Below are 14,408 nucleotides of genomic sequence, written 5' to 3' on the forward strand. Positions count from 1 at the left end.
AAAAACCGGGGCTGTTGCCGATCATGAATTACTAAAAATGTTTCCCCGACAGGCTCCTAGAATTATCCAAATCACCCGGAAGCCCATCGTAAACAGCGCTTTGAATATAAAGATAATCCCGCGGTCGAAAACGAATCCGCCCTGCCAAAGAGGTCGTCGGGAAAATTGAAGGACCGTTTTGCCCACTTTGAGAATAGTCCGGACCAATACCGTGCGAGCTGTTGATAAAAAGGGCCGATGTCTCCATGGCATCAAACTCAGAATTCAAATCGTGAAGCCCTACAAGGAACGAAAGCCGGTTCCCCAAAAAATTTTGTTGATACCAAGCTTCGTAAAGTTTCCAGGTATCGGGAGCGTCGATATTACTAGCAGTCTGATGATCTCCTGCATGGCTACTAGGGCTGCCTCCCTGATTGCCAAGCCCATAAATCAGAAACGAAGCTCCTTTCCAGCTAACAAATTTTTCGGCATCAACTGAAAGGAGAAGGTCAAAATTATCAAGATATTCAACTCCTCTAGAAAAACCGCCGCGAAGATTTCCAAATATCTCACCAGTATAGATAAACCCGAATTCAATCCCCTTATCCTTAAGAAAGCTACGTACCCCTCCCCAACTTCCCGTCAAAGTGTCCTGATTAAGAAGAAAAAGGTATCTCTTCTTGGGTCGATCCGAAAGAATATCCGGATTTGCCACTCCAGTGGAAATCACCACAAGACAATCGATAACTATAAATAAGCAAACCCAAATAAATTTAAATCTTACAAGTAAGCATGCCCTGCTTGCCGATTGTTTGTCAATGAAATTGAAAATCGTTTTCATTTTTGACAGGGATAAATCGGTCAACCTGCCCTGTCTATGATGCACGTCAGGTTTTTTTAGTCTGCATATGAAAGTGGCTTGTGATAGCCGGTAGGAATTTATAATAAATTCAGCCTATTACACACAGGGCCAGAATGTCTTTTTCATTGGGATATAAATTTATTAGGAAATCTTTATTTTTATGGGTCACAACCGCTTCATTTTTGTGAGCTGAGAACGATGTTACAAAAAAATTCCTCGGGTCACCGCCAAGGCCCGTCCCCAAGGCCTTGCCTACAGCTTCCTTAGCGGCCCATAATCCCAGGACAACCAGATCGTTCTTTCGATCAAAATTTTCAAGTTCATCCTTGCCAAAAGTACGGTCCACCCATTTTCCTATTGGATGCGTCTCTAATGATTCCCAATCAACCCCCACTTTTTGATTGGCTGTTGGCGATAACACAGCGACCACTTTCAGCCCGCTATGACTAAGTGAAAGATCGGGCCATTGATTTTGGTATTTTGGAACTTTAAAAAAAGGCTTTCCCTTTTCATCGGAGGCTATTTCAATTTCTCGGAGCGTCAATTTTTGATTTATGTTGTCTTGGGCCCAACCAACCGCCAATTCTTTCGCGGCAAGCCTGGCCAATAGCCATTCCGATTGTCGTCTTCCACCCTGTGAAAGGGTATTGTATTTTTTTTGTTCACCGTCGGTAAGAATGCTTTGGGCCAAATTTTTTAAAAACGGGGATATAAGGGCGATGTCTGTTGACAAATCAATTTGACGGCCATGCACAGGGCCGTGGGCTGTGCTCCATTTGCAGGGCACACTCAAAATCGTGGCTGAAGAATTCATTGAGACCAAATGTCCCAGAATTTCTTCTGTTTTAACATGAAAATTTTGTGTGAAAACGGTCCTAGCTGATCAATCATCGCCCCCTAAAAAAATTGGGGGCAAACCGGTTGATACCGATGCGGGCTCCCAAAGGGGAAAGACTGCGGAAACCGGCACGCGGTGAAAAGGGGGACAGGGGTCGGGAAAAGCGTTTTTTTATTGAAGGAATTAAATCTGCGGTTCGATCAAGGGCCAAACGCGATGGCGCATCATTAGAAATCTGAACATGGCCACCAGCTTCTTGCATTTTCATCCCGGCATCCGCCAGATGGGCTTTGGTATCTCCATCGGAAATTCCTTGGTCTGTAAATGGGAAAAGTAGTGGGGCCCCAATTTGAGTGCTGGCTTCAAATTGACTAGCCACCTTCGCATCTCTGATGGGTGAACCTGACAATCGTTCTGGTTGGCATGGGGCCGCTTCTCCCTCCTTAATCAAGGCCAATAAATGAGGTCTTAAATTCAGATAGAGAATTTTTCTCACTTCCTCACGCGTCATGCCGGAAAAAGCAGAAAAACCATGGTCAAAAAAATGGTCTGCCATCAGTCCAATAAGCTCAGGCGGCATGCTTCCTTTAAGAAACCGGGCTATGGGGAATTTATGTTGTGGGGTAACTCGGGGGAAGGTTCGCCACAAACTTTCCAGGTCTTCCTTTGCGCCATCCTTTAACTTGGCATACAGACTTTCCGTATTCAGGCTTTCAACGTGATCCTTTATCCAACCCTTAGGTAAGCTCCAATCCAATTCCTGGGCAAACCCCGCATATTTACCTCGATCAATTTCATCAAACCCGCTCATGACATCCGCATAGGAAATTTTTTCTCCCACTTGAGTGGCTAATCCGACAAAAGTAAAAGCTCTATCCGGCGTGAAATCTTGGGTCACCAAGGTTAAAACGTCCCTGTTTTTTCGAACATCGGCAAACCCATGTTGTCGGCGCCAAAAAACGGCATACGACTCCCCTTCCCCGGCCAATTTTTCCCAGATTCGGTAAGCCATCACGGTAAAATCATCAGCACACAATGGCGCGGACCAAAGATATTCTGCAAGATCCCGATTTTCCCCCATCGCTCTCTTCCCTAAAAAATGCGAGAGCTCCCCTTGACGAAATCCTTCAACAAGTTCCTTATAATCAAAATCCGGCAAGCCTGCGGCCAGCACGTCAAAATCAGCATCATCAAGGCCAAAATTTTTGGACAAAATCTTTTCGGGAAGATTTAAACGCTTCACAATGGCATCATCGGTCAGGGCCGGATCCCCACTCTTCTCACGATAAGTTTGAAGGGCACGATCAATGACATCGCGACCATCGGATCTTGATTTCAAATGCCGGCCAATGGCCCTTGCCATGGCAAAGCGATCGCGAGATTGTTGTGTGGGATCACCTGTTTTTGCCTCACAAGCCAATAACCACCACGGATTTGACCGCCTCAAACGCAAAGCCAGATCCCCAAAACCTGCTTCGGTCATTTGCATCAGCCTTACCTCGGGTACCCATTGATGTTTCTCTTCATTTTGTTGCAGCTCGTAAGCCGAGTTGTAAGTGAGGTCTTTAAAAACCTGATGCCTTGGTTTTCTCTCTTTCATTCGATGATCGTAAAAAACCTCCGGAGTCGAAGGCGGAAAAACTTCAAAACCATTTTTGGCAAGTTCAACCCATTGAGGTCGTGCCAAGGAAATAAATTTTTGAACATCAAAACGATGTCCAAAAGCCAGGATAAAACCGGCAATGAGTTCATCCCCCACCTGCGTTTTGGGTAAATCCCCAATGGCCTGAATATTAGCCCAGCGGAATACCCTTGGCTGGCCTGTAATTTCAGTGATCACGTTGCTGATGACCTCAGCTGCCTGTTCATAACTAAACAAACCAATTCCCTGCATCACCAGGCTTTTCAAAGACCCTGCCTTGGCACTACGTAACATGTCTTTTTGCGGTGGGCCCGCAGGATAGGTCTTATCACGCAATTTTTGCAAGATTCCCAAAGGCAAGTGATAAATTTCTGCAAAACGAATAAGGTCACCTTCTACCACATAGGGCATGTCATTTTTCTCAATGGCAATGATGTCTTGACGGCGTAAGTGAGAGTACTCCCCAATTTCCTCCAGTGAAAAACCATTGAGTTGGCGGGCCAACCAAAGGAAACCACCCAGCGTATCCACGCGTTCTAAAAAATCCTTGGCCTGTCTAGGGCCATGGGAAGGATGTAAAAAAAATCGCGCCTTGGGTCTTCCAAGCCATTGAAGCAAGGCCTTGATTTGGGGATCTTGTGATGCATCATCTACAGCCTTAACGAATTTGGGGTCATAACATTTGACCATAATGAACTCATAGACATCCTCCACATCAAACTCAAAAAGGGCCGCTATCTTCTGAATACTTTCCAACTGGATCATTCCCCGTTTAAGGAAAGCAATGATGGTTGTATTGTCAACAAAATGCCTTGAATCGGCCGAGCCTACAAAAACAGTACCCCCAGTGGCGCGAAATAAGTACTTCCTATCTGGGTCCAATAAGCGCCCCAAGAGAACAAACCGTAAATCCCTTTGTACTTCTTCCACAGCCACCAAAGCGCTCTCATCCGGATTATCCCTTCCCCGATTATGAAGAATATCATCGAAAATTTCGCGCAAGAAAGGGGCATCACAATAAACTTCACAAGTAGGGGCCTGGGTGTATCGCTCATCAAGCTGCGGATAGGCCGCACGATTAATCAAAAATAACATGCCCTGCAGATCAATCGGAGCCTCAATGGCCTCTAGCCAATAACAGACATCCATCCGGGAAGGCACGGCCAGCCCCAAATGCCAGGCTTCCCATTCTTTGATGACATTCGTTTGGGGAAGAAGATTCCCTTTTTTCATGGCAATGGAACGCGCCACATCTTCTTCAGTAAGCCCTTTTTGAACCCTCCACTCTTTGAGGAGCTGATGCCATGGCTTACCTTGGGTATGCGTCTCTAAAAGAGAGGCAACCGTAACACCTCTTGTCCGGCATTCTTCCCTTAAGTCGGCATACTTGGGAAAAGCGGAGTCTAAAGCCACCCTTGAATCAACAGGAAGCCGTATACCGATAACAGGAGCCACCCTTTTTGATTGACGACTTTGTGAAATAAATTCCCAAATGTCTTCTTTTGACAAACCTGTTTCTCTTTCCAAAAATTCATAGGCAGGAGCTTTTGTTTTTAAAGCGGTGAGTCGAAGAATGTTTAACAACACAAAACCCAAGGGAACATATTCTGCCGACTGGGTATGTGGAAGGGGCTTTCCATTGAAGACCTGAACCTTATCTGGATGAATAAAGTGTTGTAATAGCCTGTCTAAAACATCTTTTCTGGAAAGCGTTCTATAAGAAAGGGCTGTAAAGGCTCGAATCAAATCTTTTGAATACAAATAATATTCAAAATTCTCTCCCCGTGTGAGCGCTGGATCAACACACTCAGGACCGGCCACTTGCCTGTTAACAACATAATAAAGAATGTTCACATCCATGCCCATGACATGGGCCAGAGCTTGCAAGGCCCAACGCTCAGGAATGTAACCCTCATCGGTGGTTCGGCTTTCAATTTGATGAATTAATGTTCGGCTGGCCTTACCCTCGGGAGCCTTATCATTGATGAACGCCGTGGCCTGGCGAACACGCATGGCCATTTGGGTTTGCGATAGGCTCGTCCCCCAACGGGTTGGCAAGCCTGCTTGCGCCAATCGCCAATTCCGCACAATATCAGCCAAGGTTTTGCCGCCATAAAAAGTTTCAATAAGTTGGGTCATGCCTCCGCCCAGACTATCAGCTACTGCATATAATTCGGCATAGCTTGGTTTCTCTGGCAGAGTTCTTCGTATATCAGCAATAACAGCCTCCAAGTCCGGCTCCTTGCGAAGTATGGGGACTCCAGGACTTTCCATTTCCCGTAACCTTGTTTTTTCTGCCACCCTTGCCATCTTTTGTTGGGCTTCTTCCCTTTCTCTGCTAAGCCGCTGGGCAGCCAGTTGATCAGCTTTTGCCTTTTTAGCCTCGTGCCTTATGGCTTCGGCTTTTAATGCCCTCTCCGCTGCACGTTGGACTTCCAGTTTCTCACGTTCGCTTTGCATCATTAGACGAGCTTCAGCCCTTGCCGCTATGGCCAGCTGAGCGGCCTCTTTCTTTTCTAATTGTTGCATGAAGGTATCAGGATCGATTCCCGGGTGAAAAAAAGCCAAAAGGGCGACAAGCTGTGCGGGGCTATCCCCGGATAATTCCCTCCATTGGGCGCTGCCAAACTCCCTGAAATTTCTTTGTAAAGCGGCTTCGAGTCCACCTCCCTCATTGAAGGCATGATTATGCGCCGAGATAAGCTCGATAATGGTGAGCCCCGTTTGTGTTGACAAGTTTGAAAATTCCCTGAAATTTTTCGCATCCCTCCAACCCGGCCCCCACGAAAAATCCAGGATGGTGGCCAAGGGAAATCCGGTGGCAGTAGCCGCTGCCAACAATTCATCGCGGGTCGCATAGTGATTCAATTTGATTTCGCGGCAGGCGTAAAGAAGAACAACCACAGGAAGTCTTGTACGCTCTGCCTCAGCGCGGAGGTAGTCAGGAGTCGCTTCGCCGTTTCGTTTAAGATTTCTGACCCCCGGCAAGTAACCATACCTATCCCGAAGGATATCGCGAATTTCTGGAGGAGAAAGCTCAAGCGATGGTCTTTTTGGTTTTGGCTCTCCCTGTATTCCTCCACTTACAACACGTGCCAAAGCTCGGTCCGGTCGTGGCTTCTCATCAAATGGGGGGCGTCGAGGACGACGCATGGGTGGCGGGACGGGGCTTAATCCTACAAGGGCTTGAGAAAATTCAAGGGCCAAATCCTCTGTGGCAACGGCTCCGGATAAATTCAGGGAAAGACACAATTGGCCGTTACCAACAACGCATCTTCCCATAAAAAGCGACCCATCACCGGCCATCCAACCTGCCAAACTCTCCCCACCAAATATCAATTGTTGGATCGTCGTACTTCTGGAATCAAGGCCCCCCAAAAAAAAATAATTTCTGATACTATTTTCAGCACGGCCAAAGGTGATGTTGGGGGGAAGCGAGCGAAGCCAGTCGCCCAACGCGGCCGGATTTCTGTTGAGATCAAAACGAACCGTGAGCCATTCTCCCTCAAGACTCATGTGCCCTTCTCGAATTACCCGGGCCACCTGATCCACATTGTCTTGGGCTACGCCTCCAAACACGGAACCATTGACAGCAAGGCGCAACTTGGCCACGGGGGAATTTCGTCCCCTTTCCACAACAAAAAAGGCATCCACAGGGCCAACGCCGGGAATAGTCATAGTATGAGTAATAGTTAGTGAATTTGGATGTTTATCGCTGGTATGTGAAAAAAGTTGCCCCTTGACGCCACTTTATTTATCAGCCAAAAAGACACTGTGCTTTCCGTGAATTTGTCCAAACAAATCGTTGAAAAGATCCTTTCCTGCAAAAAACCTGAGAAGATCGTTCTTTTTGGCTCACGGGCCACCGGCAATGAAAAAAAAACCTCCGACATTGACATTGCCATTTTTGGGAAACAATGGACGGACCGGGACATAAACATGGTACGCCATCATCTGGAAGAAAAGATAAAAACTCCCCTGAAGTTTGATGTGATTAATTTTTATTCCATTGCAAAAGATGAGCTAAAAAACAACATTCTTTCCCAAGGAGTCATTCTTTATGAATCAAAAACGCATTAAGGAACTCAAACAGGATTACAAAAACGCCCTGGACCGCCTGGAAGAAGCCCTTCAAGAAAATGCCCTCAAGGGAAGCATTGTTGTAGACGGGACCATCCAGAGGTTTGAATTCACCTTTGAACTAGCCTGGAAACTAGCCAAGGCACTATTGGTCCATGGGGGCATCGAAGTCAATTCTCCGCGTTCTGCCATTAAAGAAGGGTTTCAGGCCAAATTGTTTGATAATGGAGAAGGGTGGATTGATATGCTTGAAGACAGGAACAAGACTTCACATTTATATGACGAAGATGAGTCCTTTGCCATTTACGAAAAAATAAAAAAAAATCACGTTCATCTTTTGAATGGTTTTTGGACAAAGAATTCAGGAACTAAAATTTAAAAAACAAACAAAAAACATTTTTTGTCATTTTATCTCTTCATACACGATTTTTATTACCTCAATTTCCCTTATCCCCTTGGGCGAGGGGAAGGTGACCACATCCCCTTTTTTGGACTTAAGAAGGGCCCGTGCCAGGGGGGAAATCCAGCTGATGTGCCCGCGAGAGGCCTCTGATTCGTCAATGCCTACAATGGAATAAGTTTTTTCGTTGCCTTCTTCATCACAGACGGTGACGGTGGCTCCAAAAAGAATGATGTCGGATCGAATGCTGGCAGGATCAATCACATCAAAAGCCTCGATCCGCTTTTCCAAAAAACGGATGCGGCGGTCAATTTCACGCAGGCGTCTTTTCCCATAAATATAATCGGCATTTTCCGACCGGTCCCCATTGCCCGCCGCCCAGGCAATGACTTCGGTAAGTTTAGGCCTCTCGGTGTGCAACAAATGGCGCAATTCATCAGTAAGCTTTTTAGCTCCGCGCGGGGTAATATAATTTTTGGAACCGGCAGGAATGGGAGGCAGTTTGAGGAGTTCATCATCTTCCTGATTGTTATCTGATTCTTTGACAAAGGCTTTACTCATAAAGAATTCACCAAATCGAACGGCAGTGAGGGTATTTATGGATTGCTTCGTCCTTGGTCACAAGGACAATGCCATGAGTCATGGCTGTGGAAATAAGAAAACGGTCAGCGGGGTCCCCATGAAAATCACCCGGAAGCCTGGTAGCCCGAATGGCAATTTGAGGCGTTAATTCCAGCAATTTCATCTCACCAAGAGAAAGTGCTTTTTCAACCCAAGCCTCAACATCCACCGAAAAACCAAGGCGTCCTTTGGCCACAAGCATGGCCACTTCCCAACAGGATATGGCAGAAATTCCCACTTCCCCCTCTTTGGTTGCCTGTTTGATGGTTTGCTGCGCGCTTAAAGAAACTTTTTCCGGATGTGTCAGCCACCACACCCATGTATGGGTATCCAACAAAATCATTGGGTCGCCTCCCAAACTTCATCGATGGGAGAAAGAATGTCTCCTTCAAAAACAAGAGTATTTTTTAACTGTTCCCGAACATCCACATTCAAATCTCCCCCTAAAGGCAGCACTTGGGCAATGGGCTTTCCCCATCTCGCGATAATAATTTTCTCTTTTTTGGCCCTCACCCTTTCAAAAAGGGAAAGACAATGCGACTTAAACTCTCCAACAGCTATGGTTTTCATGATGTCTATATTAAATAACCTATATGACTATGTCAATAGGTCATATTTGATTTTTCTAAATTTTTCATATTGATAAAACAGAGGTTCAACCTCCCCTATTTTCCCACTTTATATTCCTCCTTTTATCTCCCCTCATCATCAAGCTGTTGAAATAACTTATCTTTATAAAAGGGCTGTATCATCAGCCTTGGCATGCCGATTGCTTTTATAAATCAGCAGTTTATGGGAATATCCATTGGCTCAAATAAAGACGGTCTCATTCTGCCCCAACCTGGGGCTAAAAAAACGTCCGAAAAGAAGGAAACGGATCTTGGTAAAAAAGCATCTGAAAAAGAACCTGTACCCATTCCAGGGTTTTTGGAACAAGCCACAGCTCCACTCAAAGCAATAGTTGGTGAAACTAAAAAAGCCATCCCCACACTCTGGACACGTGCCCAAAAAGCTTCAAAACCGCAAGAGCCCACCAACGAAATAAGTGATGTCCCCTTAGAAGATGAAATTTTAAGTGCCGATGATTTTAGGGAACTGGCTGCGGGAAATAAAAATGATGAAGTAAAACAAGCCTGGGAATATTTCGTAAATGAGATCAACCCCAACTACAACCTTGCCCATGTGGAAGTGCGCCGGGATGAAATTCATGAAGGCGTGTATGGCCGCGTATACCATTTTGTGGGTTGGCCCAAGTCGGGTGTAACACAAAATGGTGAACCCCATGACGTTCGCTTTGTTCCTCAAACCACGCGGACTTTGGCTGCCAATGATGCGGATTTTGTGGGAACCACGGAAGAGTTTAAGGAATTAATAAAAAACCCCTCTTCTGTCACCCCACACTCGATGCGGGGTCTCCCTGCAGATCGCGGCTCAGAGGCCACGATTACAAGAAAAAAGGTTCTTTCCTGGGCCAATGCCCGCTATACCAACAACCCCCGTTCCCAGGTTAAAGAAAATGACATTGAATTTGTTGAACGCAAAGTCCGCAATGCCAATGGCCAATGGGTGACCGAACATCGTGTACGCAATAGGTATCTTCGTGTGGTTGGGGAAAAACCTGACCAGCCGCACGGCGGCGGTGAGGGGGAGGCTCCAGCGGCTTTGCCGATGGAGGGGGCGACGCGAGCCCCTATAATTGAAGAATTTGTTTTTTGGGAAGGAAAATACAAGGGGTCGGCCGAAGGCATGGAACCTGCCCGCCAGGAAAATTATTCATTAACGCCGTCAAAAAAATCATCCTTTCGCCCAGTCATAGTGGATGGCAAGCGCATTAAGGGGCAAAAAGAATATCTGCGAAGTTTTGGCCTGGATTTGGGAGAAGAGAGGGCCAACCATATCAATGGCACTCCCGCAGGATATGGGGAAGAACAGGAAAAAATCCGTGCCAATGTTGAAAAAAGTACCCTGCAAGTGGGCCGCACACTGGAAAGAATCGGGGACCCTTACAAACCTTTTTGGAAAAAACTGGAAAGCCTGGCCACCCGGCAATTGCAAATTCACGGGAATAACCCACAGACTCACGTAAGCCGGATGAAAGTCACGGGCTTTCATGCTTTGGGAGATTTTTCCGTAACGGCTCAAGTGAAAGTAGAAGCTTGGGATGAAAACGGGCAGATCACCCGTTTTTTGGCCACCACAGGAAATTATGGGAATCCGGAAATGGTTCTGGTTTTTAATCCCAATCAGAAAAGCACGTTTGAAAAAAGAAAGGGCCAATGGGAAACCGAATGGACTCAAGGACAAGAAGCTTCTCTTAACATAAAATTAATCCCCCCGGAGCTTAAAGGCCTCACCCGTGAACAATACAATGATATTGAAGCTTATAAAGCCGGCCGCGAAAATATTTCCTCTTTCTGGGAACGGGGCGATGGGCTTTTGGCTGAAGAAAATTCCAAAAGCTACATCGACGTCATTCATTTTTATAAGGATGAATTCGGCAAACCCTTAGCTCAAGCGGAGGAAAATTTGACGCAACTCATGACGCATCCGGAGGTCCCTGATTTTGAGGGAAAGAAAGCTGCGTTGGAAGAAATCATCGTTGACCTCAAAGAATTGACGACCCAAAAAGAACAAAAACTTTATGGCTTCCTCAATCGCCTTGAACAGGAAAATAATGCGGATCTTACGTCTTTTAAAAGTCTTCCCGCCATTTACTGCGACCAAATCAACGGAACCATTGTCAGCCCTCCCCTGCTTTTTGGAAAAAACCGCGATGGAAAAACCATCATTTTTGATTTGGCCACGGGCAGCCGTTATCAGGGAGCTGATCTTGACGCAGCCTTGGCCAATATGATGGCCCTCCATCCTTATGGCGTGGGTTACTATAAAATCAAAAATCCGGATTCAGGTAACGTCCAAACACTGCGAGGTTTTACAGAAAGTGATCTTGGCTGGGCCCAATGGGAAAAAAGAGCCGAAAAAGCCGGAAATGCGGCCATGTGCGCCATCGCCGTTTCCAAAATCCCCACGCCCCATACAGCCGTGGTGGGAGGCATTGCTGCAGCCGGGTTGGGTGCCTTTGCCGGAGCTGTCAATACCATCGTGGGAATCCGTAAAATGGGGCGTGACAGCCAGGCCGGCCGTGAAATGGATGGCCTGATAGCCATTAGCACTTTGGCTTCTGCCGTTGGTTTGGCGTCCATCCCAGGTGGAAGGTTTCTCAAGGAAGGGAGTAAATTAAAACTTCTTTTAGGGGTTGGAAGCTTAAGTCTGGATGCCGCCGAACTGGCCGCCACAGCACGGGAAGCCCTGCAGGAAATTGATGAAAATCCCAACCCCGAAGCACGCAAAGAACTACGTAAGCATTTGTATTGGAGCATGGCCCAACAAGGAGCCCTCACCGTTTATTTTAACTGGGGCGACGGAAAAAATTTATTGAGAAGCCGTAAAGAAGATGCGGTGCATGTTGTTGAGACCCCACCACCTCCTCCTGCAGGACCTAAAAGCCCTTCTCCATCCGGGACAGACTCTCAACCTTCTGCATTCCAAGACAATGATTTTGATGCGACATCCAAACCAGATTTTGCAACTACTCCCCAATTCAATCCTCTTGCCCCCACTCCTCCCGCACCGCGTCGCGACACTCAGCCACAACGCCAAGCCCATCAAGCTGTAGCGGGTGGAGGAAATGATGTGGACATGGGCAACGATGTTTTTGCCAATAACCCGGGAGCAGTAAATCCAAATGCCAATCCCAATTGGGCGGATGAGCATTTGCCAGGGCGACAAAACAGAGCCCCTGTCATGTCAAATGGAAACAGCGATGAAACGGATCTTGCCAGTATACGTCGTCCTATCATTCAAGTGGGAGGAGAATCTCATGGGACGCCCTCCAGAAGGGCTCCCCTATCCCCCCAAACACCTCTTTGGGCCGTGACCAGCCCTTCTCCAACACCGGGGTCACATGAAGACATTGCCATGCGGGAAGTTCAGGCCCTTCTTTCCGGCCCTGGAGCTCATTTAAGAGATCAACAATTTGGAAACCCGGAGGCCAGCTTCAACACGGAAACCGGTAAACCCTTTGGAAACTGGGCCAGCCGTTTAGAGCAACTCCGCGCCGCTCTTGGAACAAAACCTAGAGGTTCTGCTCGCGAATTTTTTGATCTTGCAGAGGTATTTCCAGAAGGCGTCCCACCACGACCCGAATTTGCACCAGCGTCACCCCCAGGATCCCCGGCAAACCCGCACATGGCTGTACGTGCCGCCACACCACCTACCGAAACACGGGGGAACCCCACTCTTGCAATTCCGGAAGGTTCAACAACCTATCATTTTGCACGTCGACAAGACGGCACAACTTTATCTACCGATACCGAGACTTTCAAATTGGCTGAAGGGGTCACTTTGGTGGCCAACACCACACTTGCTGATAGAGGGGCAACATTAGGCAGTATTGACCTGTCGACCAATAGATTTAAACAGGATCAACTAAGCTTGGAACTTCGCGTTGAATTTGGTTTAGCAAACATCAATGGGACCCCTCAAGGAGGGACAATTCGGCTAAAATCAGGAGATCGCATTACAATAGGTACGGATACTTTTATCGTTAGCGCCCATTTTGAAAATGGGCACCATTCTCTCACTATTTCAAGAGAATCACCCGGCAGCACACCCCCCTCTAGGCAAGCCGTGCCCATGCGAGAATTCTCTGCCCCCCTGAAAAATCCTGATGGGACCATTCCTCCCCGCTCCTTTCTAATGAATAATAAAGGACTCGGTGTTGACATTGTTCCCAAAGCTCCCCAGTCTAAAACTCTTTTGGGAAGAGTTTTTTCAACAGGACCAGAGAAACCTCGTTTTGAAGTGGTTCTAACACCTGGCGAGTATCCCGTGCAGAATATTTCAGTTAACGGACATCAGGCCACCCCTCCTCGGATCCTATTAAATGAAGGCTCCAACGAAATTACAATAAACCGGCCAGGGGGTGGAATAGTAACCATTTGTGTAGATGTAACCGGAGGAGAAAATCCCAGCATCCACTTTCATAAGGAACAAGGCTCTAGGTTAAAACATGAACCGCCCGTCAGAAACACTCCTGCACCAACACCCCCTGATTCTCCCAAACCAGCTCGAACACCCGCACCATCTCCGTCACCCAGACAGGTAGTTGTTACACCAAAACGCCCAGAACGCCGTGTGGACACAGGCCCTTCGGTTATTGTCTCAAGCTTCTACGATTTGGCCGGTGGAGTGAAGCTGGAAACTTCAAGCACCTCGAGCTTCTTACAGATCCCCAAGGGTGTCAAAGCAACACTGGATGGAGCCCCTATTTCAGGTAATGTGCAGCTGGGAGAGAGCAGGATCTACGGGCTTAAGATTAATGGCGAGGCCATTATCCTGCAAAGACAAGCAGACGGAACATTGGCCATCAGGAAATAACATTCACCCCTTCCCTTCTTACTTAAAAATGGCTCCAGAGGATTTCGTTGCAAAACAAATTCAGGGACGGTAAAGACGGCAAGTTTCCTTTTCCTTTGGAGAGGTGGCCGAGTGGCTGCCCCGCGTAGCGGGGTCCCGCTACGCGGGAAAGGCGCTAACATGTACCAAGTGTATATTCTAAGAAGTGAAAAAACAGGGAAACATTATATAGGGAGTACAGAATTCATTGAAGATCGGTTAGTAAGACATAATTCTGGCTTTGTTAAATCTACGAAAGGTGGAATACCCTGGGTGTGTATTTACAATGAGCCGTATGAAAGTCGATCTGTTGCTTGCCAAAGGGAAAAAGAAATAAAATCCTACAAAGGTGGTATTAAATTTAAAAGATTGTTGGGTCTTTGGAAGGATTAAAATTTTAAGGAGAGGTGGCCGAGTGGCTGAAGGCGCACGCTTGGAAAGCGTGTTTACTTTAACCGGTAACGTGGGTTCGAATCCCACCCTCTCCGCAAATATTCCTCCTTAAAAATGTAAATTTAAAGTCCACGCT

The 14,408-nt window shown here is 46.9% G+C and carries 10 protein-coding genes and 1 tRNA gene; 5 read left to right on the forward strand and 6 right to left on the reverse strand.

From position 1 onward, the window contains the following. Positions 1–31 precede the first annotated feature (31 nt). From A2048_07525 to A2048_07535, 3 genes are all read right to left on the reverse strand, one after another. Positions 32–820 (reverse strand): hypothetical protein, encoded by a 789-nt coding sequence (locus tag A2048_07525; protein ID OGP08298.1) that lies wholly within the window; start codon positions 818–820, stop codon positions 32–34. A 109-nt stretch (positions 821–929) separates the two neighbouring features. Then, complete coding sequence (locus tag A2048_07530; protein ID OGP08299.1) at positions 930–1,655, reverse strand: hypothetical protein; 726 nt, start codon at positions 1,653–1,655, stop codon at positions 930–932. Between the two features lie 73 nt (positions 1,656–1,728). Beyond that, positions 1,729–6,999, reverse strand: a complete 5,271-nt coding sequence (locus A2048_07535; protein ID OGP08300.1) for a hypothetical protein — start codon at positions 6,997–6,999, stop codon at positions 1,729–1,731. Between the two features lie 54 nt (positions 7,000–7,053). Here A2048_07535 and A2048_07540 point away from each other — a divergent pair, with 54 nt between their 5' ends. Next, positions 7,054–7,401, forward strand: a complete 348-nt coding sequence (locus A2048_07540; protein OGP08301.1) for a hypothetical protein — start codon at positions 7,054–7,056, stop codon at positions 7,399–7,401. Continuing rightward, the gene (locus A2048_07545; GenBank protein OGP08302.1) at positions 7,382–7,780 is read left to right on the forward strand and encodes a hypothetical protein; all 399 of its coding nucleotides are present in this window, start codon (positions 7,382–7,384) and stop codon (positions 7,778–7,780) included. The genes A2048_07540 and A2048_07545 overlap by 20 nt, the downstream gene beginning before the upstream one ends. 24 nt (positions 7,781–7,804) lie before the next feature. Here A2048_07545 and A2048_07550 read toward each other — a convergent pair whose 3' ends face one another. From A2048_07550 to A2048_07560, 3 genes are read right to left on the reverse strand one after another with little or no spacing between them, the layout of a single operon-like run. Then, positions 7,805–8,362, reverse strand: coding sequence for a transcription elongation factor GreB (locus A2048_07550; GenBank protein ID OGP08303.1), 558 nt, complete (start codon positions 8,360–8,362; stop codon positions 7,805–7,807). A 7-nt stretch (positions 8,363–8,369) separates the two neighbouring features. Beyond that, positions 8,370–8,765, reverse strand: a complete 396-nt coding sequence (locus A2048_07555) for a twitching motility protein PilT (GenBank protein OGP08304.1) — start codon at positions 8,763–8,765, stop codon at positions 8,370–8,372. Further along, complete coding sequence (locus tag A2048_07560; GenBank protein OGP08305.1) at positions 8,762–8,992, reverse strand: hypothetical protein; 231 nt, start codon at positions 8,990–8,992, stop codon at positions 8,762–8,764. The genes A2048_07555 and A2048_07560 overlap by 4 nt, the downstream gene beginning before the upstream one ends. 192 nt (positions 8,993–9,184) lie before the next feature. Here A2048_07560 and A2048_07565 point away from each other — a divergent pair, with 192 nt between their 5' ends. From A2048_07565 to A2048_07575, 3 genes are all read left to right on the forward strand, one after another. Continuing rightward, positions 9,185–13,861, forward strand: coding sequence for a hypothetical protein (locus tag A2048_07565; GenBank protein OGP08306.1), 4,677 nt, complete (start codon positions 9,185–9,187; stop codon positions 13,859–13,861). Positions 13,862–14,020: 159 nt separating this feature from the next. Beyond that, positions 14,021–14,272, forward strand: coding sequence for a hypothetical protein (locus tag A2048_07570; GenBank protein ID OGP08307.1), 252 nt, complete (start codon positions 14,021–14,023; stop codon positions 14,270–14,272). Positions 14,273–14,280: 8 nt separating this feature from the next. After that, positions 14,281–14,370, forward strand: a tRNA-Ser gene (locus A2048_07575). Positions 14,371–14,408: the final 38 nt, after the last annotated feature.

This window comes from Deltaproteobacteria bacterium GWA2_45_12, assembly GCA_001797365.1.
In the GTDB taxonomy this organism is placed as follows: domain Bacteria; phylum UBA10199; class UBA10199; order UBA10199; family UBA10199; genus UBA10199.